Below are 20,562 nucleotides of genomic sequence, written 5' to 3' on the forward strand. Positions count from 1 at the left end.
GGAACGGCCCTGATGTCCTGATGATCATGGTTCCGGTGCACGGAATGCCGGGTTGGGCCCGCGGTGGAGCAGCGTTCGCACGTCCCGGTTGGTGCCGGGGCGGTTCTGAAGACGGCTTGGACGGCGCGGCTCGGCGGTCTTCCGCGGCTTGACCGTGGCCTGTTGCGTTTGCGCGGGGGCCGGTCGTCTCCACTACGGAAAGTAACCGTCCCGCGTCGGCCCGGCTGGTCACCGGGCGCCTCCCTCCGACGAGATCCACCTCAGCGGGGTGGCAAGCATGATCAAACCCCGCTCAGGTGGATGTCGTGCGAGCAAGGGCCGCTCGGCCGACCGAAGCTGGCTACGCACCGTGATCCGTCCAGCGAAACGGGACGCCACTCCCAAACGCAACGGGCGGCACCCAACCGATCGGACCCCCCAACCGCGCCGTCCCAGCCGTCTTTAAACCCGCCCCGCACCCGAACCGCAGCTTCTTAAGGAGCCAACCCGTTCCGTTCCCGAATAAGCGTGACAATCCGGGACATGATCTCCGTCAGCGCATAGTCCTTGGGCGTGAACACGGCGGCGACGCCGCGCTCGCGCAGGATCGGCTCGTCCTCCGGCGGGATGATCCCGCCGACGATCACCGGCACGTCGTCCGCACCGGCCGCGCGCAGGCCCTCCACCACCGCCGGCACCACCTCCAGGTGCGACCCGGAGAGCACCGACAGCCCGACCACATGCACGCCCTCCTGCACGGCGGCCGCCACGATCTGCGACGGGGTCAGCCGGATGCCCTGGTAGATCACCTCGAACCCGGCATCGCGCGCCCGCACCGCGACCTGTTCGGCGCCGTTGGAGTGCCCGTCCAGGCCCGGCTTGCCGACCAGCATGCGCAGGCGGGTGCCCATCTCCTCGCCGGTGGCGCGCACACGCTCGCGGACCTCGGCCAGCTCCTCGGCCGCCTCCCCGCCGCCGGTCGCCACCGAGACCCCGGTCGGCGCCCGGTACTCGCCGAACACCGCGCGCAGCACCCCCGCCCACTCGCCGGTGGTCACCCCGGCACGGGCGCAGGCCAGCGTGGCTTCCATCAGGTTGGCGTCGGTCTTCGCCGCGTCCCGCAGGCCGTCCAGTGCGTGCTGCACGGCGGCGTTGTCCCGCGACGAACGCCAGCGCTCGATCGACTCGATCGCCGCCCGCTCCACCGCCGGGTCCACCGTCTCGATCGCCTTGGCCCCCTCCGCCTGCAACGGGCTGGGCTCGGTGGTGTCGAACTTGTTCAGCCCGACCACGGTCAGGTCGCCCGACTCGATCTGCCGGCGCCGCTCGGCCAGCGAGGAAACCAGCTGGCCCTTCATGTAGCCGGACTCCACGGCGGCCACCGAGCCGCCCATGTCCAGCACCCGCTGGATCTCCTCGCGCGCCCCGGTGACCAGCTCGTCCACCTTGGCCTCGATCACCGTGGAGCCGGCGAACAGGTCCTCGTACTCCAGCAGGTCGGTCTCGTAGGCCAGCACCTGCTGCATGCGCAGCGCCCACTGCTGGTCCCACGGCCGGGGCAGGCCGAGGGCCTCGTTCCACGCGGGCAGCTGCAGCGACCGGGCGCGGGCGTCCCGGGACAGCGTGACCGCGAGCATCTCCAGCACGATGCGCTGCACGTTGTTCTCCGGCTGCGCCTCGGTCAGCCCCAGCGAGTTGACCTGCACGCCGTACCGGAAGCGCCGCTGCTTGGGGTCCTCGATGCCGTAGCGGTCGCGGGTGATCTCCTCCCACAGCGCCACGAAGGCGCGCATCTTGCACATCTCCTCGACGAACCGCAGCCCGGCGTTGACGAAGAACGAGATGCGCGCGACCACGTTGCCGAACGCCGCCGGCGGCACCTGGCCGGAGTCGCGCACCGTATCCAGCACGGCGATCGCGGTGGCCAGCGAGTAGGCGATCTCCTGCACCGGCGTGGCGCCGGCCTCCTGCAGGTGGTACGGGCAGATGTTGATCGGGTTCCACCGGGGCACGTTGGTCACCGTCCAGGTGACCAGGTCGGTGGCCAGCCGCAGGCTGGGCTCCGGCGGGAACGCGTAGGTGCCCCGCGACAGGTACTCCTTGACGATGTCGTTCTGCGTCGTCCCGGCGAGCTGCTTGCGGTCCGCGCCCTGTTCCTCGGCCACCGCGACGTACAGCGCGAGCAGCCACATGGCCGGCGCGTTGATCGTCATCGAGGTGTTCGCATCGGCCAGCGGGATGCCCTCGAACAGCTGGCGCATGTCCCCGATGTGGCTGATCGGCACGCCGACCTTGCCCACCTCGCCCTTGGCCAGCTCGTCGTCCGGGTCGTAGCCGGTCTGGGTGGGCAGGTCGAACGCGACGGAAAGCCCGGTCTGCCCCTTCGCCAGGTTGCGCCGGTACAGCGCGTTGGACGCGGCGGCGGACGAGTGACCGGCGTAGGTCCGCATCACCCACGGGCGGTCGGTCTCTCGGTCGCTCGGGTACGGCACGACTACCTCCGCTCGACGGTGAACGGGGTAATCGTACTGCCGGGTAGCTAACTTTACCGAGTACGCCTGCTCACAATCCCAAGCACCAATCGACTGAATCACCCTGCCGAAGGCACTGAATCGGCGGGGTTGTCGGACAGGAAGCCACCCGATTGACGGGCCCAGAAGGTTGCGTAGATGCCGGCCGGGTTCGCCAGGAGATCCTGGTGGGAGCCGGTTTCCACGATCCGGCCCCGGTCCAGCACGATGATCCGGTCCATTCGCTGGATGGTGGACAGGCGGTGGGCGATGACGATCGTGGTACGGCCCTCCATCAGCGTCCACAGCGCGTCCTGGATCAGCGCCTCACTCTCGCTGTCCAGGGCCGAGGTGGCCTCGTCCAGCAGCAGGATCGGGGCGTCCTTGAGCATTGCCCTGGCGATCGCGATGCGCTGCCGCTGCCCGCCGGACAGCTTCACCCCGCGCTCCCCGACCAGCGTGCCGAACTCGTCCGGCAGCGTCTCCACGAACTCGGACACGTTGGCCCGCGCGGCGGCCAGCCGGATCTGCTCCTCGGTCGCATCCAGCCGGCCGTAGGCGATGTTCTCCCTGATCGACCGGTGGAACAGCAGCGGCTCCTGCGGCACGTAGGCGATGTGCGCGCGCAGGTCGGCCTGGGTGATCGTGGCGATGTCCTGCCCGTCGACCAGGATGCGTCCGCCGTTCACGTCGGAGAACCGCAGCAACAGCCGGGTGAAGCTGGTCTTGCCCGCCCCGGAGTGGCCGACCAGGCCGACCTTCTCCCCCGGCGGGATGCGCAGGTTCAGCCCGTCGAACAGCGTCTCCGTCGAGCCGGCGTGCCGGAACACGACGCGGTCGAAGGCGACCTCGCCGGCGCCGATGCTCACCGGGACGGGCCGTTCCGGGTCGCTCACCACCGACTCCAGACCCAGGATCCTGATCATGTCGCTGGCGTCGCCGAAGGCCCGGTTGTAGGTGCGCAGGCTGCTGTTGCTGAAGGTGAACAGCTGGTGCACCACCGAGGCGGTGTAGTTCACGATCAGGAAGATCACGCCGACGTCGGCGCCCCAGGACACCGCGCCGTACACCGCGACCACCAGGGCCAGCACGGAGATCGTGCTGGTCAGGCCGCCGAAGTAGGCCATCTGCCGCATGTGCGCACGGGACAGCCGCAGCAGCTCGCCGTGCGTGCGGTCGGTGGCCTCGGCGAACCGGGCACTCTCGTGCCCCTCGCGGGCGAAGCTCTTGATCGCCATCACGTTGGTGATGGCGTCGGCCAGATTCCCGGTCTGCGCGCTCTCGGCGGCGGCGAACACCCCGCCGATCCGGCGCACCGGCCGGGACGCGTACACCGCGATCACCATGTAGATCAGCGAGAACACCGCCAGCAGCAGCGCGAACAGCGGCGCCTTGCCGGCCATCACCAGCACGATCCCGCCGAGCACACAGACCAGCGGGAGCATCTGGAACAGGGTGGTGTCGGCGATCCGGATGTAGCTGCTCAGCAGCTTGGTGGTCTGCGAGACCAGCGCGCCGCCGAACCGGTTGGCGTGGAAGTCGGCCGACTGGTGGATGAGGTGCCGGAAGCAGCCACGGGCCAGGTCGCGCTCCACGTCGGCCTCCAGCCGCCAGACGAAGTAGTCCACGATCCGCCAGGTCACCATGCCGCCGAGGAACATCACCACCAGGTAGGCGATCAGGCTGCCGGAGAAGCTGGCCCACACCTCACCGGACTGGAAGTCGCCCCGGCTGAGCCGGTTGAGCACGTCGGAGACGATCAACGGAGGCAGCAGCGTGTTCACCGCCACGGTCAGCGGCACCGATAACAGGCAGCCGATGACCTGCCTCGGATAGCGCCATGCCGCGCGCCAGTAGAAACCGAGCACGATCCCGATCGGGAGCGTTCGCGACATTGATATATCACCCCTTTCGCATGGGTGTGCCAAGGGCTCTGAGTGCGGGATTCGGCGACCCAGGCTACGGATGGATCAAACCCGCCGCCACCGAGTTACCGTGCCCGCCGAGGGATGATCGCCGTTCGTGGCGGTCTAGCGTCGATTTTCGACCCTGAAGCGCCAGAAACAGCGATCATGGCCGGCGAGCCCGCCGACGGGTCCGAAGCCAGTTTCAGACTTCGTGATACCGGGCGTCGAACAGGCAGAACACCCCGAATGACGCCAGCCCGAACGCCACGCCGAGCAGCGCGACCGCGCCGAACGGCTGCGCCGCGATCGTCTTCAGCGCCACGTCCAGCCCCTCGGCGCGCGCCGGCTGGTAGGTCACCGCGGCCAGCACCACCAGCCCGCCGATGATCGTCATGGCCAGCCCCTTGGATACCGCGCCCACCTGGCCGGTGCGCCGGGCCAGCGCGCGGGCGATCGGCCCGGCCTCATGCAGCCGCATGTCCTCGGTGAACCGCATCCGCGCGCCCTGCACCACCATCACCACCCCGGTGACCAGCACGCCGACCCCGACCGCCGCGACCAGCCACTGCCCGGCGGGCAGCCGCAGCACGGCGGCGGTGACGCCCTGGCCACCGGTGCCGGCGGAGGAACCGGTCGCGGCGCGCAGGGTCAGCACGGCCAACCCGGTGTACACCGCCACCTGGCCGACCGCGAACAGCCGCTTGTCCAGGTGCCGGCCGGGACCCGGGAAGCCGCCCGTCGCCTCGCGCAGCCGCCAGAACACCACGGCGGCGAACCCGACGACCACCAACCACAGCAGCGGCCGGCCGCCCGGTTCGGCGGCCACCGCCTGCAGCGCGCCGGCCTGGTCGGCCCGCTCACCCCCACCCAGCGCCACCCTCGTGGCCAGCCACGCCACCAACAGGTGCAGCACCCCGTTGGCCGCGATGCCCAGCCGGGCCGCGACCCGGGCCGCCCTACCGGCGGCCCGCTCGGCCGGCCCGTTCATCGCGGTCGTTCAGCGGCCCGGTTCGGCGGCCCGACTCAGCGGTCCGGCTCGGCGGTCACCCTGGACACCTCGGCACCCAGCGCGCGCAGGTTCTCCACGAACCGGGGGTAGCCCCGGTCGATGTGCTCGACGTCCCAGACCTCGCTGACCCCTTCGGCGCACAGGCCGGCCAGCACCAGGCCGGCGCCGGCCCGGATGTCCGAGGCCCACACCGGCGCCGAGGACAGCCGGGGCACCCCGCGCACCACCGCGTGGTGGCCGTCGGTGCGGGCGTCCGCGCCCAGCCGGACCATCTCGTCGACGAACCGGAACCGCGCCTCGAACACGTTCTCCGTGATCATCGACGTGCCGTCCGCGACCGCCGACAGCGCGATCGCCATCGGCTGCAGGTCGGTGGCGAAACCCGGATAGGGCAGGGTCACGAAGTCCACCGCGCGCGGCCGCTCGTTCATCGCCACGGTGAACGAGTCCAGTCCGGTGGTAATGTCCGCCCCGGCGGTGCGCAGCTTGTCCAGCACCAGGTCCAGGTGGTGCGGGTTCACCCCGCGTACGGTGATCTCGCCCTGGCTCATCGCGGCGGCGAACGCCCAGGTCGCGCCGACGATCCGGTCCCCGATCACCCGGTGCTCGGTGGGGGCGAGGCTGGTCACGCCGTGGACCGTCAGGGTGGAACTGCCGGTGCCCTCGATCTTGGCGCCCATCTGCGCGAGCATGGTGCACAGGTCCACGATCTCCGGCTCGCGCGCGGCGTTGTCGATCACCGTTGTGCCGTCCGCGAGCACCGCCGCCATCAGGATGTTCTCCGTGGCGCCCACGCTGGGGAAGTCCAGCCAGATCTGCGCGCCGCGCAGGTTCTCCGCGTGCGCCACCACCTTGCCGTGGCTGATCTCGGTGTGCGCGCCCAGTTTGCGCAGCCCGCTGGCGTGCATGTCCAGCGGGCGGGACCCGATCGCGTCGCCGCCGGGCAGCGGGACCACGGCCCGCCGGCAGCGGGCCACCAGCGGCCCGAGCACGCAGACCGAGGCGCGCAGCTTGGACACCGACCGGTAGTCCGCCGTCTCGCGCGGGTCCGGCGGCGTGGTGATCCGCGCCGTGTCGCCCTCGATCACCACGGTGCAGCCCAGGCTGCGCAGCACGTCCGCCATCAGCGGAACGTCCAGGATTTCCGGGCAGTTGGTCAGCGTAGTGGTTCCCTCGGCCAGCAGCGCGGCCGCCATCAGCTTCAACACGCTGTTCTTGGCCCCGACGACGTCGACCTCGCCGGACAGCCGCGCGCCGCCGGTCACCGAGAAGTGCTCTGCCACGGGGCGCAACGCTATCGGCTGCCGGTCAGCCGGTCCCAGCCGGCCATGGCCGCGTCCGCCACGTCGAGCAGCTCCTCCGTCGTCGCGCCGTCCCTGGCCTGCAGGGACATCCCGTACCAGACCGTGCTCAGGTAGTTGGCCAGCCGGTCCAGGTCGGTCTCCGGGTCGAGGTCGCCGTCGGCCACCCCCTTGGCCAGCCGGTCGCGCAGCTGCCCCGCGCTCTGCCGGCGGCACTCGGCCAGGTAGTCCCGGATGCCCTCGGTCTTCGGCGTGTACGTGGTCGCCGCGAGCACGATCATGCAGCCGCGCGGGTGGCTCTGGTCGGTGTACTCGGCGGCGCCGAGCCGGAGCATGGCGGCCACCGCGTCCCGCGCGGTGCCGCCGCCCGCCAGCGAGCGGCCGATCAGGTCGCCCCCCTCCGCGCCGTACAGCTCGACCGCCTCCCGGAACAGCGCCTCCTTGCACTGGAAGGCGGCGTACAGGCTGGGCGCGTTGATGCCCATCGCGGCGGTGAGCTGGTGGATCGAGCTGCCCTCGTAGCCGTGCTCCCAGAACACCTCCATCGCCCGGCGCAGCGCCCCGGTCCGGTCGAAGGCGCGCGGCCGGCCCCGTGTCGCCATCGCCACACCCCTTTCTGTATCGAACCCTAAAAATACCCCTTGACGCCGGCCTTCGCCTGGACGCATGCTTTTCCTAGCAATCGCTACAGAATTGGAGAAGATCGACATGGCAGAGCTCACCGGACGGGTCGCGCTGGTCACCGGCGGCAGCCGGGGCATCGGCGCGGCCATCGCCACCCGGCTGGCCGAGGACGGGGCGGACGTGGCGTTCACCTTCCACTCGGCGAAGGCCCAGGCCGACGCCGTGGCCGAGCGCATCCAGGGCCTCGGCCGGCGCGTGGTCGCCATCCAGGCCGACAGCGCCGACCCGGCCGCCGTGACCGAAGCGGTGGAACGCGCCGCCCGCGAGCTGGGCCGGCTGGACGTGCTGGTGAACAACGCCGGGATCTTCCCGCACGGCCCGATCGAGGAGGTCAGCGCCGAGGACCGGGACCGGGCGATCGCGGTGCACGTGACCGCCTCGTTCGTCGCTTCGCAAGCCGCCAGCCGGCACTTCGGCTCCGGCGGCCGCATCATCAACATCGGCAGCAACCTGGCCCAGCGGGTGCCGTTCGGCGGGATCGCGCTGTACGCCATGACCAAGTCCGCCCTGGACGGGCTGACCAAGGCGCTGGCCCGCGAGCTCGGCCCGCGCGCCATCACGGTGAACACCGTCCACCCCGGCTCCACCGAGTCGGACATGAACCCGCCGGACGGCCCGACGGCAGACACCCAGCGATCCCTGTCCGCGCTCGGCCACTACGGCGTCCCGGCCGACATCGCGGCCACCGTCTCCCACCTGGCCGGCGACTCCGGCCGCATCATCACCGGTGCTTCCATCCTCGTCGACGGCGGCACCAACGCCTGACCCCCTCGCCCCCGCAGCCGCCGGTCACCCGGTTACGAAGATCGACATCAACCTCATGCACCTCCGCGTGCGCCACAAGGTGCATGAGGTTGATGTCGATCAAGTGGCGCGGGCGCGGAGCGCTCCCTGGATGTTGCGGATGGTGCGCTCGAGGTCGGAGGTGACGTCGGTATGGGTCAGACGCAGGGTCAGCCACCCGTAGCGGGCCAACATGGCGTCCCGGCGAATGTCCCGCTCGCGTTGCCGGCGGTCGAAGTGCCGCGCGCCGTCGTACTCGATGGCCAGCTTGGCGTCCGGGTAGGCCAGGTCGATCCGTGCCACCTCGTGCCAGTGACGATCCAGGATCTGATACTGCACCTCCGGCTCCGGCAGCCCGGCGCGGACCAGCGCCAGGCGCAGCCGGGTCTCCATCGGCGACTCCGACCTCGGTCTGGAGAGCGCCACAACCTCGTCCAGCCGCTGGCACCCGGGCGTGCCGGATTGCTTCGCCCGCCGGGTCAGCAGCTGGGCGGGATCGAAGCGGCCTACGCGGGCCAGCGCATCGACCCCCACCACCGCTTCGACCAGTGACAAGCGGCGGGACAGGTCCCACGCGGTCCGCTCAGGTGTGGTCACCCGGCAACCGTGCACCTCGGTCAGATCGTCTTCAGGGGTGCGCTGATAACCGATCCGCAGCCCCGTTACCGGCCGCATGAACCTGGGCACCAGCACCTCGGCCGGCGCGTTCCAGGGCGCACAGTCCACGCCCAGCAGAAGCGCCGCCGAGTACCCGGCGAGCACTCCGTCGCGGTCGGCCACCAGCCGGTATGCGGCCAGTGACCGGTTCCGCAGATCCAGCTCGAGCCCGTAAGGAACGTAGACGTCTGGGTAGATCCGCCGGAAGGCCGGCCCCTGCAACCGCCGCCAGGTCACCAACCTGGCCGCCACCGCCACGCTTCCCCGAAACGGACCCTCCAGCATTTGCTCAGCGTGCCGACCGGCCTGCGTCCGGGGACCAAAATCGCAAAATCCGCAACCGATCTGGACGGATTGCGACGGCCGACGCCCTAACCTTGAGATCGACATCAACCCTATGTACCTGGCGTGAAGCCCAGGGGTGCATGAGGTTGATGTCGATCACCGGACGGGAGCGTGGCGGGCGCGTTCGGTGTCGGGGGTGAGGTAGGAGTGCTCCGGGATGCGGCCCAGGGTGGAGTGGTGCAGCTTGGCCGGGCGCAGGCCGTAGAACTCCTGGAAGCTCATGATCAGCGGGCGCCACTTGTCCGGGTCGACGCGGTCGGGCTGGCCGTCCAGCAGGATCGCCGGGTCCAGGTGCACCCTCTGGATGCGCACCGAGAAGGTGATCAGCCGGCCGCGCAGCAGATCGTCGTCACCGGCCAGGCTGCCCTCGGCGGTGACCACGGCTTCCATCTGCACCGGGCATTCCAGTACCCGGGGCGGCCGCACGGTCTCCGAACGCACCGGGGTCAGCCCGGCGGCCTCGAACTTCCTCGGCTCGTACCGGTAACCCCTGGACAGCTTGTGCTCGGGCACCGGGTCGGACCCGGTGATCCGGGCCAGCCGGTTCACCGCGCCGACCGCGTCGTCGGCCGGCAGGTTCAGCACGCACTCCCTGGTGCGGCGCAGGTTCGCGGTGTTCTTCGAGGTCCCGTCGATGCCCAGCATGGCCCGCCAGCCCAGCCAGAACACCGAGGAGATCGGCGCCAGGTTGGCGCTGCCGTCCTCGTTCGTCGTGCTGACCAGGACCACCGGCGTGCCGAAGTACAGGATGGCCGGTTCGCTCGCCACGTGTGGAATCCGCATGTCCTTGGGAACACCACCCCGCGAATGAGGTTGCGCCAACCTAAGCTGCAAAGCATGGCCGTGCACCTGACGAAGATCTACACCAAGACCGGGGATGCCGGGACGACCGGGCTGGGCGACTTCTCCCGGGTGGCCAAGACCGACGTGCGGCTGGCCGCCTACGCCGACGTGGACGAGTGCAACGCGGCGATCGGCGTGGTGCTGGCCGCCGGCTGGCCCGGCGCCAACCCGCCGGAGGACATCACTCGCACCCTGCGCCGGGTGCAGAACGACCTGTTCGACGTGGGCGCGGACCTGTGCACGCCGATCACCCCCGATCCGAAGTATCCGCCGCTGCGCGTCACCGAGGACTACGTCGAGCGCCTGGAGCAGGACTGCGACGAGTTCAACGCCCGGCTGCCCAAGCTGGACTCGTTCATCCTGCCCGGCGGAACCCCGGCGGCGGCCTTCCTGCACGTGGCCCGGACCGTGGCGCGGCGGGCCGAGCGCACCACCTGGGCGCTCCTGGAAGCCGACGCCAAGCACACCAACCCGCTCACCGCGAAGTACCTGAACCGGCTGTCCGACCTGCTGTTCATCCTGTGCCGGGTGGCCAACCCCGACGGTGACGTGCTGTGGAAGCCGGGCGGCGGCGCCTAAGGGGCCTCCGCCGCTCGCTGGGGCGGCTGGCCCGGGAGGCCCGTTCCTGGCCGACGGTCCTGGTGCTGGTGGTCTGTCTGCTCGGCGGGATACCGGCGGTCGCCGCACTCACCCCGGACCAGCGGCTGCGGATCGTCGGCCAGGAGGTGTCGGTCGGCGCCCGGACCCCGGACCTGTCGCTGTCCGGCCCGGCGCAGTTGGTGCAGGTCGGCAACACCCGGCTGGACCTGCCCCGGCTGACCGTCTACGGGCCGCTGCGCCCGAGGGTGTCGCTCGGCCCGGTACAACGAACGGCGGCGGCCAAGGCGCTGGAACCCGGTGCCGGCCAACAGACCCGATCGACCGCGCTGGACACGCTGACCGAGGGATTCGTCCGCTGGTATCTGTGGGGAACGGCGGGAATCCTGCTGTTCGCGCTGGCAGTGAGCGCACTGGTCGGCTGCCTGCGCATGCTGGCCGTGCTGCGCCGGGAGGGGCGCCACCACTCGATCAGCCCGGCCGCGCTGTGGCGGCGATTATCCGGGGCGATCGGCCGGATGACCGGGCTTGCACTGGTTGCCTCGCTGATCGCCTGGGGCGCGGGCGGCGCCCTCGCCTACGCCGGCACCACCAGGGGCCTGGCCACCATCGACACGCTTTCCGACCTGACCGGGGCCACCCAACTCAGCCCGTCCCCGGAAGGTCCCGAGGTAAGCGGTTACGAGGGCGTGGTCATCGGCGACTCGCGGGTGGCCCGGATCGGCGGCCCGCCGAACACTCAGCCGGACCGGTCCCCGCCCGACCAGCAGGGCGCGTGGGCGGGCGAAGAGAGAGCCTGCCAGCGCAGCGCCGACTCGCTGGCCGCCGAGCTGATGACCCTGCAACCGGGCAAGGTGCTCAACCTGGCCTGCTCGGGCGCCAGTGTCACCCAGGGCCTGCGCGGCTCCCAGCAGGTCGGCCAGCTGCAGGTGCCGCCCCAGGTCGGCCGGCTGAAACGGGTCACCGGGATGGACTTCGTGGTCGTGGCGATCGGGCCGAACGACCTGAACTGGGCCGACCTGCTCCGCTACTGCTACGGCGTGAGCACCTGCAACGACCGGCTGACCAGTGGCGAGTTCGACTACCGGCTGGCCGCGTTCGACGCGGACTACGCCGCACTGCTGCGGGACCTGAACGAGCTGCCGGACCGCCCGAAGATCCTGATCATGACGTCCTACGAGCCGTTCGCCGGGAACGCCGACCCGGCCTGCCAGGACCTGCGCGGCCCGCCGAACACCCCCGGCCTGGACCGGGCGAAGATCGAGCTGCTGGCCGACCGCAACGCCAAGCTGAACGAGATCCTGCGCACCGGTGCCGCCCGCTACGGGTTCACCGTGGTCCAGCCGGACCTGACCGCCCTGTGCGGCACCCACTCCGACGGCCTGGGCCCGGACCTACAGGGCCTGACCGACCCGCACCCCTTCCACCCAACCGCGGTTGGCTCGCTCCGCATCGCCGCCGCCGTCGCCCGGTACCTGCCGGTGACGGGTCCCCGCTAGGACGCTTGGGGGTAGTCGCCCAGGTTGCCGGGTGGGCGGGCCTCCAGCCAGGAGAGGAAGCCGGTGAGCACGCCCGGGGTCATGGCCAGTTCCACGGTGCGCTGACCGTCCCGGCAGCGCAGGACGGTGGAGTCGGGCGGGACCACGTACTCCTCGGTGGAGCCCGGCCGGCGCCGGTCGATGATTTCCAGGTCGCGCCGGCTGAGCGTCACGTTGGCCCGCCGGCCGAGGCTGATGATCCGGAACCAGACGAAGTCGTCGTTCACGTAGTGCGCGACGCCCAGGTTCCAGTTCCGGGTGGACTTGGGCGCCGAGGCGCGCACCCGGCGGAGCGAGACGTCCACCCCGCCGGAACGCACCAGGCTCAGCCGGCGCATGGCCAGCCAGCCGATCACCACGCAACCGAGCAGCAGGGCGAGCCCGACGATCTGCGCAATCCCCATCGTCGCCCCGCCGCTCGGTTACCCGGTTCAGTCGGCCGAGGCGGCGGCTTTCAGCCGCGTCTCGGCGCGGGCCTGCGCGGCTACGCCTTCCTCGGTCGAGGCGTCCGCGCGGTCGACCGCGGCTCGCGCCCGTTCGACGTCGATCTCCTCGGCCAGCTCGGCGTTCTCCGCGAGCACCGTCACGCCCTCCGGCGTGATGGAGAGGAAACCGCCGTGCACGGCCGCCGTGATCGAGGTGCCCTCCGGCGTGTCGATCCGCACCACGCCGGCCTGTTCCAGCTGGGCCAGGGTCGGCTCGTGGCCGGGCAGCACACCGATCTCACCTTCGGTGGTCCGGGCGAACACGAAGATCGCCTCCCCGGACCAGAGCCGGCGCTCGACGGCCACCAGCTCCACACTCATCTGCACCAATGCCTCACTCCGTTCGGCCTGTGAGTGGCGAGTGTCGCTACGCCTTCGGCGCCGCGAAGCGGTAGCGATATTTGGCACTCACGGAAGTACTCGCGCCTTCGGCGCCCGTGAGTGCCAAATATCGCTATAGCGACACTCGCCACTCACAGGCAGGCCGCAGGCCTGCATCAGGACTGCAGCTTCTTGCGGTTCTTCTCCAGGTCGTCCAACCCGCCGCAGAGGAAGAACGCCTGCTCGGGAACCTCGTCGAACTCACCCTTGGCGATCTTGTCGAACGCCTCGATGGTCTCCTTCAGCGCCACCGTGGAGCCGGGCTGGCTGGTGAACTGCTCGGCGACCAGCAGGTTCTGGGACAGGAACCGCTCGATCCGGCGGGCCCGGCCGACCAGCTGCTTGTCCTCTTCGGACAGCTCGTCGATACCCAGGATGGCGATGATGTCCTGCAGGTCGTTGTACTTCTGCAGGATCCGCTTGACCTCGTTGGCGACGCGGAAGTGCTCGTCGCCGATGTACTGCGGGTCCAGGATCCGCGAGGTGGAGGTCAGCGGGTCCACCGCCGGGTAGATGCCCTTCTGCGAGATCGGCCGGGAGAGCTCCGTCGTCGCGTCCAGGTGGGCGAACGTGGTGGCCGGCGCCGGGTCGGTGTAGTCGTCGGCGGGCACGTAGATCGCCTGCATCGAGGTGATGGACCGGCCCCGGGTGGAGGTGATCCGCTCCTGCAGCTCGCCCATCTCGTCGGCCAGGGTCGGCTGGTAACCCACGGCGGACGGCATGCGGCCGAGCAGCGTGGACACCTCGGAGCCGGCCTGGGTGAACCGGAAGATGTTGTCGATGAACAGCAGCACGTCCTGGTTCTGCTCATCGCGGAAGTACTCCGCCATGGTCAGCGCGGACAGGCCGACCCGCATACGGGTGCCGGGCGGCTCGTCCATCTGGCCGAAGACCAGCGCGGTGTCCTTGATGACGCCGGACTCGGTCATTTCGGTGAACAGGTCGTTCCCCTCGCGGGTGCGCTCACCGACGCCGGCGAACACCGAGGTGCCACCGAAGTTCTTGGCGACACGGGTGATCATCTCCTGGATGAGCACCGTCTTGCCCACGCCGGCACCGCCGAACAGGCCGATCTTCCCACCCTGCACGTACGGGGTGAGCAGGTCGATGACCTTGATGCCGGTCTCCAGCATCTCGGTCTTGCCCTCGAGCTGGTCGAACGAAGGAGCCTTGCGGTGGATGCCCCAGCGCTCGCCCTTGATCTCCAGGTCCGGCTTGTCCAGGCAGTCGCCCAGCGCGTTGAACACGTGGCCCTTGACCTGGTCGCCGACCGGCACCGAGATGGGCCGGCCGGAGTTGATCACCGGCGCGCTGCGCACCAGGCCGTCGGTGGGCTGCATGGAGATGGCCCGGACCAGGTTGTCGCCGAGGTGCTGGGCGACCTCCAGGGTCAGCTTCCGGGTCTGGCCACCCAAGGTGACCTCCACGCCCAGAGCCGTGTACAGCGCCGGGACCGCGTTGCGCGGGAACTCCACGTCAACCACGGGGCCGGTGACCCGGACCACCCGGCCGTTCTCGGTGGTGGTGCCTTCGGAAGCGGTTTCAGCGGTGACAGTCATCGTTAGTTCTCACTTCCTGCGGACACGAGAGCATCGGCGCCACCGACGATCTCGCTGATCTCCTGGGTGATCTGGGCCTGGCGGGCCTGGTTGGCCTCCAGGGTCAGGCTCTTGATGAGGTCGTTGGCGTTGTCCGTGGCCGCCTTCATGGCGCGCTGCCGGGCCGCCGACTCCGAGGCCGCCGACTCCAGCAGCGCGGCGTACAGCCGCGAGCTGACGTACTTCGGCAGCAGCACGTCGAACAGCGTGTCCGCGTCCGGCTCGAACGCGTACTCCCGGTGCGAGGCCGAACCGGCGGCCGCCGCCGAGCCGGCCGTGTCCTCTTCGGAGTCCGCGTACTCGATCTCCATCGGGGCCATCCGCCGGGCCATCGGTGTCTGGGTCACCATGTTCTTGAACTCGGTGTACACCAGGTGCAGCTCATCGACGCCCTGGACGCCGTCCGGCCCGGGCGGGTTGTCCCCGTCGTCGCCGCCGGCCATGAACGAGGCCACCAGCGCGTCGGCGGCCTCCTTGGCGTTGAGGTAGGTCGGCTGCTCGGAGAAGCCGGTCCAGGACGCCTCGACCGGGCGCTTGCGGAACCTGAAGTAGCTCACGCCCTTGCGGCCGATGACGTAGCGGACGACCTCCTTGCCCTCCTCTTGCAGCCGAGCCTCCAGCTCCCGGGTGGTCTTCAGCACGTTGGCGTTGTAGCCACCGCACTGCCCCCGGTCACTGGTGACCACCAGCACCGCCGCGCGGCGCGGGTTGGGCCGGGCCACCAACAACGGGTGGTCCAGGGCCGAGTTGCTGGCCAGCTCGGTCAGCACCTTGGTCATCTCTTCGGCGTAGGGCTTGGAGGCCTCCACCCGGGACCGCGCCTTCACGATGCGCGAGGTGGCGATGAGCTCCATCGCCCGGGTGATCTTCTTGATCGACTGCGTGGAGCGGATGCGCCGCCGCAGTACCCGAATCTGTGCCGCCATCTAGTCGCCTACTCAGCTCTTGGCCGGGGCCGGCTTGTTCACCTTGACCGACTCGGCGGAGGTCTCCGACTCGTCGATGGCGTCCGCCGGCTCTTCCCTGGGCACCACGCCGGAGCCGTCGAAGGCGGTGAACTGCTTCTTGAACGCGTTCACCGCGTTCACCAGCTGCTCGGTGTTCTCGTCGGAGAGCTTGCCGGTGTCCCGGATCTCGGCCAGGATGCCCTCGCCGTTGCGGCGCAGGTTGTCCAGGAACTCCGACTCGAACCGGCCGATGTCCGGCACCGGCACGGTGTCCAGGTGGCCCTGGGTGCCGAGGAAGATCGACACCACCTGCTCCTCGACCGGGAACGGCGAGTACTGGCCCTGCTTGAGCAGCTCGACCAGGCGAGCGCCCCGGCCCAGCGCGGCCGCCGAGGCGGCGTCCAGGTCGGAGCCGAAGGCGGCGAACGCCTCCAGCTCGCGGTACTGCGACAGGTCCAGCCGCAGCGAGCCGGAGACCGTCTTCATGGCCTTGACCTGCGCGGCGCCACCCACGCGGGAGACCGAGATGCCGACGTTGATGGCCGGCCGGACGCCCTGGTTGAACAGGTCGGACTCCAGGAAGACCTGGCCGTCGGTGATGGAGATGACGTTGGTCGGGATGTACGCCGAGACGTCGTTGGCCTTGGTCTCGATGATCGGCAGGCCGGTCATCGAGCCGGCGCCCAGCTCGTCCGACAGCTTCGCGCAGCGCTCCAGCAGGCGGGAGTGCAGGTAGAACACGTCGCCCGGGTAGGCCTCGCGGCCCGGCGGGCGGCGGAGCAGCAGCGAGATCGCCCGGTAGGCCTCGGCCTGCTTGGAAAGGTCGTCAAAGATGATCAGGACGTGCTTGCCCTGGTACATCCAGTGCTGGCCGATGGCCGAGCCGGTGTACGGGGCCAGCCACTTGAAGCCGGCCGGGTCGGAGGCCGGGGCGGCGACGATGGTGGTGTACTCCAGCGCGCCCGCGTCCTCCAGCGCCTGGCGCACGCCGGCGATGGTGGAGCCCTTCTGCCCGATGGCCACGTAGATGCAGCGCACCTGCTGCTCCGGGTCACCGGTGGCCCAGGCGTTCTTCTGGTTGATGATCGTGTCCACGCAGACCGCCGTCTTGCCGGTCTTGCGGTCGCCGATCACCAGCTGCCGCTGGCCCCGGCCGATCGGGGTCATCGCGTCGATGGCCTTGATGCCGGTCTGCAGCGGCTGGTTCACCGACTGCCGCTCGACCACCGAGGCGGCCTGCAGCTCCAGCACCCGGTCGGTCTCCTTGGTGATCTCGCCGAGGCCGTCGATCGGGGCCCCCAGCGGGTCGACCACACGACCCAGGAAGCCGTCGCCGACCGGCACGGACAGCACCTCGCCGGTCCGCTTGACCTGCTGGCCCTCCTCGATGCCGCTGTACGGGCCGAGGATGACGGCGCCGATCTCGCGCACGTCCAGGTTCAGCGCCACGCCCAACACGCCGCCGTCGAACTCGAGCAGCTCGTTGGTCATCGCGGAGGGGAGGCCTTCAACGTGGGCGATGCCGTCACCGGTGTCGGCGACGGTGCCCACCTCTTCGCGCGAGGTCTCGGTCTCCAGGGACGAGACGTAGCTCGCGATCGCGCTCCGGATCTCGTCCGAGGAGATCGTCAGCTCTGTCATGGTTCTCTACGTTCCTTCTCTGCGAAAGTCGTGCTACGTCTCGTCGAGTGGAGTGGAGTGGCCTACTTGGGCAGCGCGCGCTTGGCCGCGCTCAGCCGGGTGGCCACGCTGCCGTCGATGACCTCGCCGCCGACCCTGACCACCAGCCCGCCCAGCAGCGTGGCGTCCTGCTCGATCTGCAGCGACATCTGCCGGCCGTACAGCCGGCTCAGCGAGTCGGTCAGGCGCTGTTCCTGCGCCGGGGTGAGCGCCACCGGGGTGGCCACGTGCGCCACGTAGCGGTCCCGTCGGGCGGCGGCCAGCTCGGCCAGCTCCTCGGCGGTCGCCTCCAGCGCCCGCCCGCGCGGGTTGCGCACCGCCTGCTCGAGCAGGGTCAGCGTGACCGGGGTGGCCTTGCCGTCCAACAGCTGGCTCAGCAGGGAGACCCGGCGGTCCGCGTCGGCGGCCTGGTCGCCCAGCAGCGTGGACAGCTCCGACTCCCGGTTCAGCACCCGGCCGAACCGGAACAGCTCGTCCTCCACCCGCTCCAGCGTGCCGTCCTTCTCGGCCACCCCGAGGGTCGCCCGCCGGGCCAGCTCCTCCACCGCCCCGACCAGGTCCACCGGCCGCGACCAGCGACCGGAGACCAGGTCGGAAAGGGTGTCCAGGGCCGGCCGGTCGAGCTTCCCGGCGAAGAGCTGGTCGGCCAGCGCCGTCCGGCTGCCCGCCGGGACCGACGAGTCGGCCAGGTGGCGGCGCAGCTGGATCTCCGCCTGCAACAGCCGGGCCACCGCGAACAGCTGCTCACCGAGCGTGCTCAGCTCGGTGGCCGAGGCCGCGTCCACCCGCGTGTCCAGCCGGGCCTGCGCCTCGGCCAGCGACTCGCGGCTGGCCGCCTGCAGCTGTCCCGCCATCAGCCGGCTCCGCCGGTGCCGGTCGGCGTGCCGGTCCGCACGGCCGCCTTGCCGCCGCTGGCCGGCATGTCGTCCAGCTTGCCCAGGAAGGCGTCCACGGTGGACCGCTTGCGGTCGTCGTCGGCCAGCTCGTGGCCGACCAGCTGCTCGGCGAGCTGCGTGGCCAGGCCGCCCAGCTCTCCGCGCAGCTCGCGTACCACCTGCGCGCGCTGCGTGGCCAGCTGCTCCTCGCCGCGCTGCTGGATCCGCGCCACCTCGGCGTTGGCCTGCTCGCGCAGCTCCTCGCGGATCCGGTCGCCGTCCGCCCGGGCGGCTTCACGGATCTTGGCTGCCTCGTTGCGGGCCTCGGCCAGCGCCTGCTCGTAGCGGTCGGTGGCCGCCTTGAGCTGTTTTTTCGCGTCCTCTGCGTCTTCTACCTGTTTCTGCACCATGTCCTGCCGCTCCTGCAGCGACTTGGTGAGCGGCGGAACGACGTATTTCCACAGCACGAACAGAATGAGCAGGAACGCGATGAGCTCGGCGATGAGCGTGCCGTTCGGCGCGAGGAAGTTGTCCGCGGCCAATACCGTGGTTTGTGGCACGGTGTTCATACCGATCACTGCGCGCCGAGCACGAAGACGAAGAGCGCCATGAAGGCCAGGTTGATGAAGTACATGCCCTCGACCAGGCCGATGATCAGGAACATGATGGTGTTCAGCCGGCCCCGGGCCTCCGGCTGACGGGCCACACCCTGGATGGTCGCGGCGCCGGCCAGACCATCGCCGACCGCGGCGCCGATGGCACCGCCGGCCAGGGCCAGACCACCGCCGATGAACGCGCCGGCCAACTTCAGTTCGCCTGCCGCCGCACCCTGGGCGAGCAGTTCGTTGGTCAGACTCATGACTCTCCTCGTTTTCCTTGTGACACGTCTTGCGTTATAGGGAGCATTACCGCGCTAGTGCGCGTGTGCCTCGTCCTCTTCGCCCGCTGCCTCGGCGAAGTAGATGATGGTGAGCAGGGTGAAGATCAGCGCCTGCAGGGCGCCGATGAACATGTCGAACAGCTTCCACGCGGCGTTCGGCAGCCACATCGCGTACGGCGGGATCAGACCGATCACCATGACCATCAGGCCACCGGCGAAGATGTTGCCCCACAGCCGCAGGGCCAGGGAGACCGGACGGCCGAAGTACTGGGTGATCGCCTCGATCGGTGCCAGGAAGGCGTACGGCTTGGCCATGTGGCCGAAGTAGTGCTTCACGCCGTTGCGCTTGATGTTGAACACGTGCACCCAGATGATCACGAACAACGCCATCGGGTAGACCAGGTTCACGTCCGCGGTGGGCGGCGGCAGGTAGTGCTCGGTGGGCAGCGCGGCCAGCCAGTTGCAGATCAGGATGAACGCGAACGTGGTCACGCACAGCTGCACGACGCCCCTCGGCGCGCGCAGGCCCATCTGCTCCTTGACCTGCCCCTGCACCCATTCGACGAGCATCTCGAAGATCAGCTGCAGCTTGCTGGGCCGGCCCGAGGTGGCCTTGCGCGCCATGTAGAGCCCGAGCCCGCAGATGATCGCCCCGGCGATCAGCGTCGCGGCCACCGTGTCCACGTGGATGGTCATCCCGAAGACTTCCGCGGTGGTGTGGTGCCCGGGCTGGATGCCCCCCTCGCCTTCGGCGGCGAGTACCAGCTGGCCGTCGGCCAGATTTTGAATCATGACTGTCGGATCTCCTTGACCAGCGGCAGCATGGCGCTCACGATCGTGAGCAGTTGAAAAACGGCGAGGCCCGCGAAGACCGCGAGACCGGTCGGGCGGAGCAACACGGCGCAGCCTAGTGCGATGACCGTGATCACACCGAGGCGGCCGAGCACGCTGATGGCGAACCGGCCCTTGCTGAACTCACCCCGATCCGAGTAGCGGGCCACGGAAACCTGCGCGGCGCGCGCGTTGGCGGCGCCGAGGGCCAGCCCCAGCAGCCCGAGCAGCCCGGCGACCGGCTGGCCCAGCGCGATGGCGACGCCCAGCCCGATCACACCGGCCACGGCGGCCCACAGCAGAGTGCGGCGCAGCGTCTTCCGGTTCACCATGGGCACCGGCGACCCCGCTGTCGCTCCGAGGATCACTCACGCTCCTGTCGCTTCGTTGCCGACATCTTCACTACATGAATTTTTTGAACTGTCCGTAGACGTAGAAGCAGGCCGCGACTATGCCCAGCAGCAGGCCCACCAGCGCAAATGCCGGGAAGGTCCCGGCCGCGTGGTCGACCAGCCAACCCAGACCGAACCCGACGACCAGACACCCGGCGATGGATGTGCCCATCCCGAGCAGGTCGCCCAGCTCCGGACCCTGGCTGCTCACCGCGCCCTCCGGTCGTCGGCGTCAGCGGATCGGATCGGCCGACTGTTCACAACCGCTTCATCCCCACATCGTGTGGCTGACCTGAATACTGCTGGTCCCCGAAACCACGGTCTGTGCCACACTGACGAG

Annotated in this window: 21 protein-coding genes; 3 read left to right on the forward strand and 18 right to left on the reverse strand. The window is 70.0% G+C overall.

Annotated features, from left to right (window positions below; genetic code table 11):
- Nucleotides 1-473 precede the first annotated feature (473 nt).
- The 5 genes from ABEB12_RS17710 to ABEB12_RS17730 all read right to left on the reverse strand — a co-directional run bounded on the left by ABEB12_RS17710 (nt 474) and on the right by ABEB12_RS17730 (nt 7,308).
- Nucleotides 474-2,471 (reverse strand): methylmalonyl-CoA mutase family protein, encoded by a 1,998-nt coding sequence (locus tag ABEB12_RS17710; RefSeq protein WP_185059327.1) that lies wholly within the window; start codon nt 2,469-2,471, stop codon nt 474-476.
- 98 nt (nt 2,472-2,569) lie between these two features.
- Nucleotides 2,570-4,384: an ATP-binding cassette domain-containing protein gene (locus ABEB12_RS17715; RefSeq protein WP_185059326.1), complete on the reverse strand. Its 1,815-nt coding sequence runs from the start codon at nt 4,382-4,384 to the stop codon at nt 2,570-2,572.
- A gap of 214 nt (nt 4,385-4,598) precedes the next feature.
- On the reverse strand, nt 4,599-5,384 hold the full coding sequence (locus ABEB12_RS17720; protein WP_185059325.1) for a DUF1206 domain-containing protein: 786 nt from the start codon (nt 5,382-5,384) through the stop codon (nt 4,599-4,601).
- A gap of 35 nt (nt 5,385-5,419) precedes the next feature.
- Nucleotides 5,420-6,688: a UDP-N-acetylglucosamine 1-carboxyvinyltransferase gene (murA, locus tag ABEB12_RS17725; RefSeq protein WP_185059324.1), complete on the reverse strand. Its 1,269-nt coding sequence runs from the start codon at nt 6,686-6,688 to the stop codon at nt 5,420-5,422.
- 11 nt (nt 6,689-6,699) lie between these two features.
- Nucleotides 6,700-7,308 (reverse strand): TetR family transcriptional regulator, encoded by a 609-nt coding sequence (locus tag ABEB12_RS17730; RefSeq protein WP_185059323.1) that lies wholly within the window; start codon nt 7,306-7,308, stop codon nt 6,700-6,702.
- 106 nt (nt 7,309-7,414) lie between these two features.
- Here ABEB12_RS17730 and ABEB12_RS17735 point away from each other — a divergent pair, with 106 nt between their 5' ends.
- Nucleotides 7,415-8,155, forward strand: a complete 741-nt coding sequence (locus ABEB12_RS17735; protein WP_185059322.1) for an SDR family oxidoreductase — start codon at nt 7,415-7,417, stop codon at nt 8,153-8,155.
- Between the two features lie 99 nt (nt 8,156-8,254).
- On the opposite strand, the gene ABEB12_RS17740 is transcribed toward ABEB12_RS17735, so the two are convergent.
- Nucleotides 8,255-9,115 carry a DUF559 domain-containing protein gene (locus ABEB12_RS17740; protein WP_185059321.1) on the reverse strand — a complete coding sequence of 287 codons (861 nt, stop codon included), beginning with the start codon at nt 9,113-9,115 and terminating at the stop codon, nt 8,255-8,257.
- A gap of 156 nt (nt 9,116-9,271) precedes the next feature.
- Nucleotides 9,272-9,943, reverse strand: a complete 672-nt coding sequence (locus ABEB12_RS17745; RefSeq protein ID WP_345702907.1) for a flavin reductase family protein — start codon at nt 9,941-9,943, stop codon at nt 9,272-9,274.
- A 69-nt stretch (nt 9,944-10,012) separates the two neighbouring features.
- Here ABEB12_RS17745 and ABEB12_RS17750 point away from each other — a divergent pair, with 69 nt between their 5' ends.
- Together ABEB12_RS17750 and ABEB12_RS17755 are read left to right on the forward strand one after the other, a co-directional pair.
- Nucleotides 10,013-10,597: a cob(I)yrinic acid a,c-diamide adenosyltransferase gene (locus ABEB12_RS17750; protein ID WP_185059319.1), complete on the forward strand. Its 585-nt coding sequence runs from the start codon at nt 10,013-10,015 to the stop codon at nt 10,595-10,597.
- Nucleotides 10,573-12,114, forward strand: a complete 1,542-nt coding sequence (locus ABEB12_RS17755; RefSeq protein ID WP_221497564.1) for a GDSL-type esterase/lipase family protein — start codon at nt 10,573-10,575, stop codon at nt 12,112-12,114. The genes ABEB12_RS17750 and ABEB12_RS17755 overlap by 25 nt, the downstream gene beginning before the upstream one ends.
- Here ABEB12_RS17755 and ABEB12_RS17760 read toward each other — a convergent pair.
- The 11 genes from ABEB12_RS17760 to ABEB12_RS17810 form a co-directional block, all read right to left on the reverse strand.
- Nucleotides 12,111-12,557, reverse strand: coding sequence for a DUF2550 family protein (locus tag ABEB12_RS17760; protein WP_185059318.1), 447 nt, complete (start codon nt 12,555-12,557; stop codon nt 12,111-12,113). The genes ABEB12_RS17755 and ABEB12_RS17760 overlap by 4 nt on opposite strands.
- A gap of 27 nt (nt 12,558-12,584) precedes the next feature.
- Nucleotides 12,585-12,968 (reverse strand): F0F1 ATP synthase subunit epsilon, encoded by a 384-nt coding sequence (locus ABEB12_RS17765; protein WP_185059317.1) that lies wholly within the window; start codon nt 12,966-12,968, stop codon nt 12,585-12,587.
- 167 nt (nt 12,969-13,135) lie between these two features.
- A complete protein-coding gene (gene atpD / locus ABEB12_RS17770) occupies nt 13,136-14,578 on the reverse strand; it encodes a F0F1 ATP synthase subunit beta (RefSeq protein WP_185059316.1) in 1,443 nt (480 codons plus the stop codon).
- Between the two features lie 2 nt (nt 14,579-14,580).
- Complete coding sequence (locus ABEB12_RS17775) at nt 14,581-15,543, reverse strand: F0F1 ATP synthase subunit gamma (RefSeq protein WP_185059315.1); 963 nt, start codon at nt 15,541-15,543, stop codon at nt 14,581-14,583.
- A 12-nt stretch (nt 15,544-15,555) separates the two neighbouring features.
- On the reverse strand, nt 15,556-17,205 hold the full coding sequence (gene atpA / locus ABEB12_RS17780; protein WP_185059314.1) for a F0F1 ATP synthase subunit alpha: 1,650 nt from the start codon (nt 17,203-17,205) through the stop codon (nt 15,556-15,558).
- A 62-nt stretch (nt 17,206-17,267) separates the two neighbouring features.
- Nucleotides 17,268-18,098 (reverse strand): F0F1 ATP synthase subunit delta, encoded by an 831-nt coding sequence (locus tag ABEB12_RS17785; RefSeq protein ID WP_185059313.1) that lies wholly within the window; start codon nt 18,096-18,098, stop codon nt 17,268-17,270.
- Complete coding sequence (locus ABEB12_RS17790) at nt 18,098-18,688, reverse strand: F0F1 ATP synthase subunit B (RefSeq protein WP_185059312.1); 591 nt, start codon at nt 18,686-18,688, stop codon at nt 18,098-18,100. The genes ABEB12_RS17785 and ABEB12_RS17790 overlap by 1 nt, the downstream gene beginning before the upstream one ends.
- A gap of 5 nt (nt 18,689-18,693) precedes the next feature.
- Nucleotides 18,694-18,978, reverse strand: coding sequence for an ATP synthase F0 subunit C (gene atpE, locus ABEB12_RS17795; RefSeq protein ID WP_185059311.1), 285 nt, complete (start codon nt 18,976-18,978; stop codon nt 18,694-18,696).
- A 54-nt stretch (nt 18,979-19,032) separates the two neighbouring features.
- Nucleotides 19,033-19,791 carry a F0F1 ATP synthase subunit A gene (gene atpB, locus ABEB12_RS17800; RefSeq protein ID WP_185059310.1) on the reverse strand — a complete coding sequence of 253 codons (759 nt, stop codon included), beginning with the start codon at nt 19,789-19,791 and terminating at the stop codon, nt 19,033-19,035.
- Complete coding sequence (locus ABEB12_RS17805; protein WP_185059309.1) at nt 19,788-20,198, reverse strand: hypothetical protein; 411 nt, start codon at nt 20,196-20,198, stop codon at nt 19,788-19,790. Before ABEB12_RS17805 ends, atpB begins: the two co-directional genes overlap by 4 nt.
- Before the next feature lie 34 nt (nt 20,199-20,232).
- Entirely contained in the window at nt 20,233-20,433 is a 201-nt protein-coding gene (locus ABEB12_RS17810; protein WP_221497563.1) for an AtpZ/AtpI family protein, read from the reverse strand.
- Nucleotides 20,434-20,562 lie beyond the last annotated feature (129 nt).

Origin of the sequence: Actinospineispora eucalypti (genome assembly GCF_039543365.1) — a bacterium.
Taxonomy (GTDB): domain Bacteria; phylum Actinomycetota; class Actinomycetes; order Mycobacteriales; family Pseudonocardiaceae; genus Pseudonocardia; species Pseudonocardia eucalypti.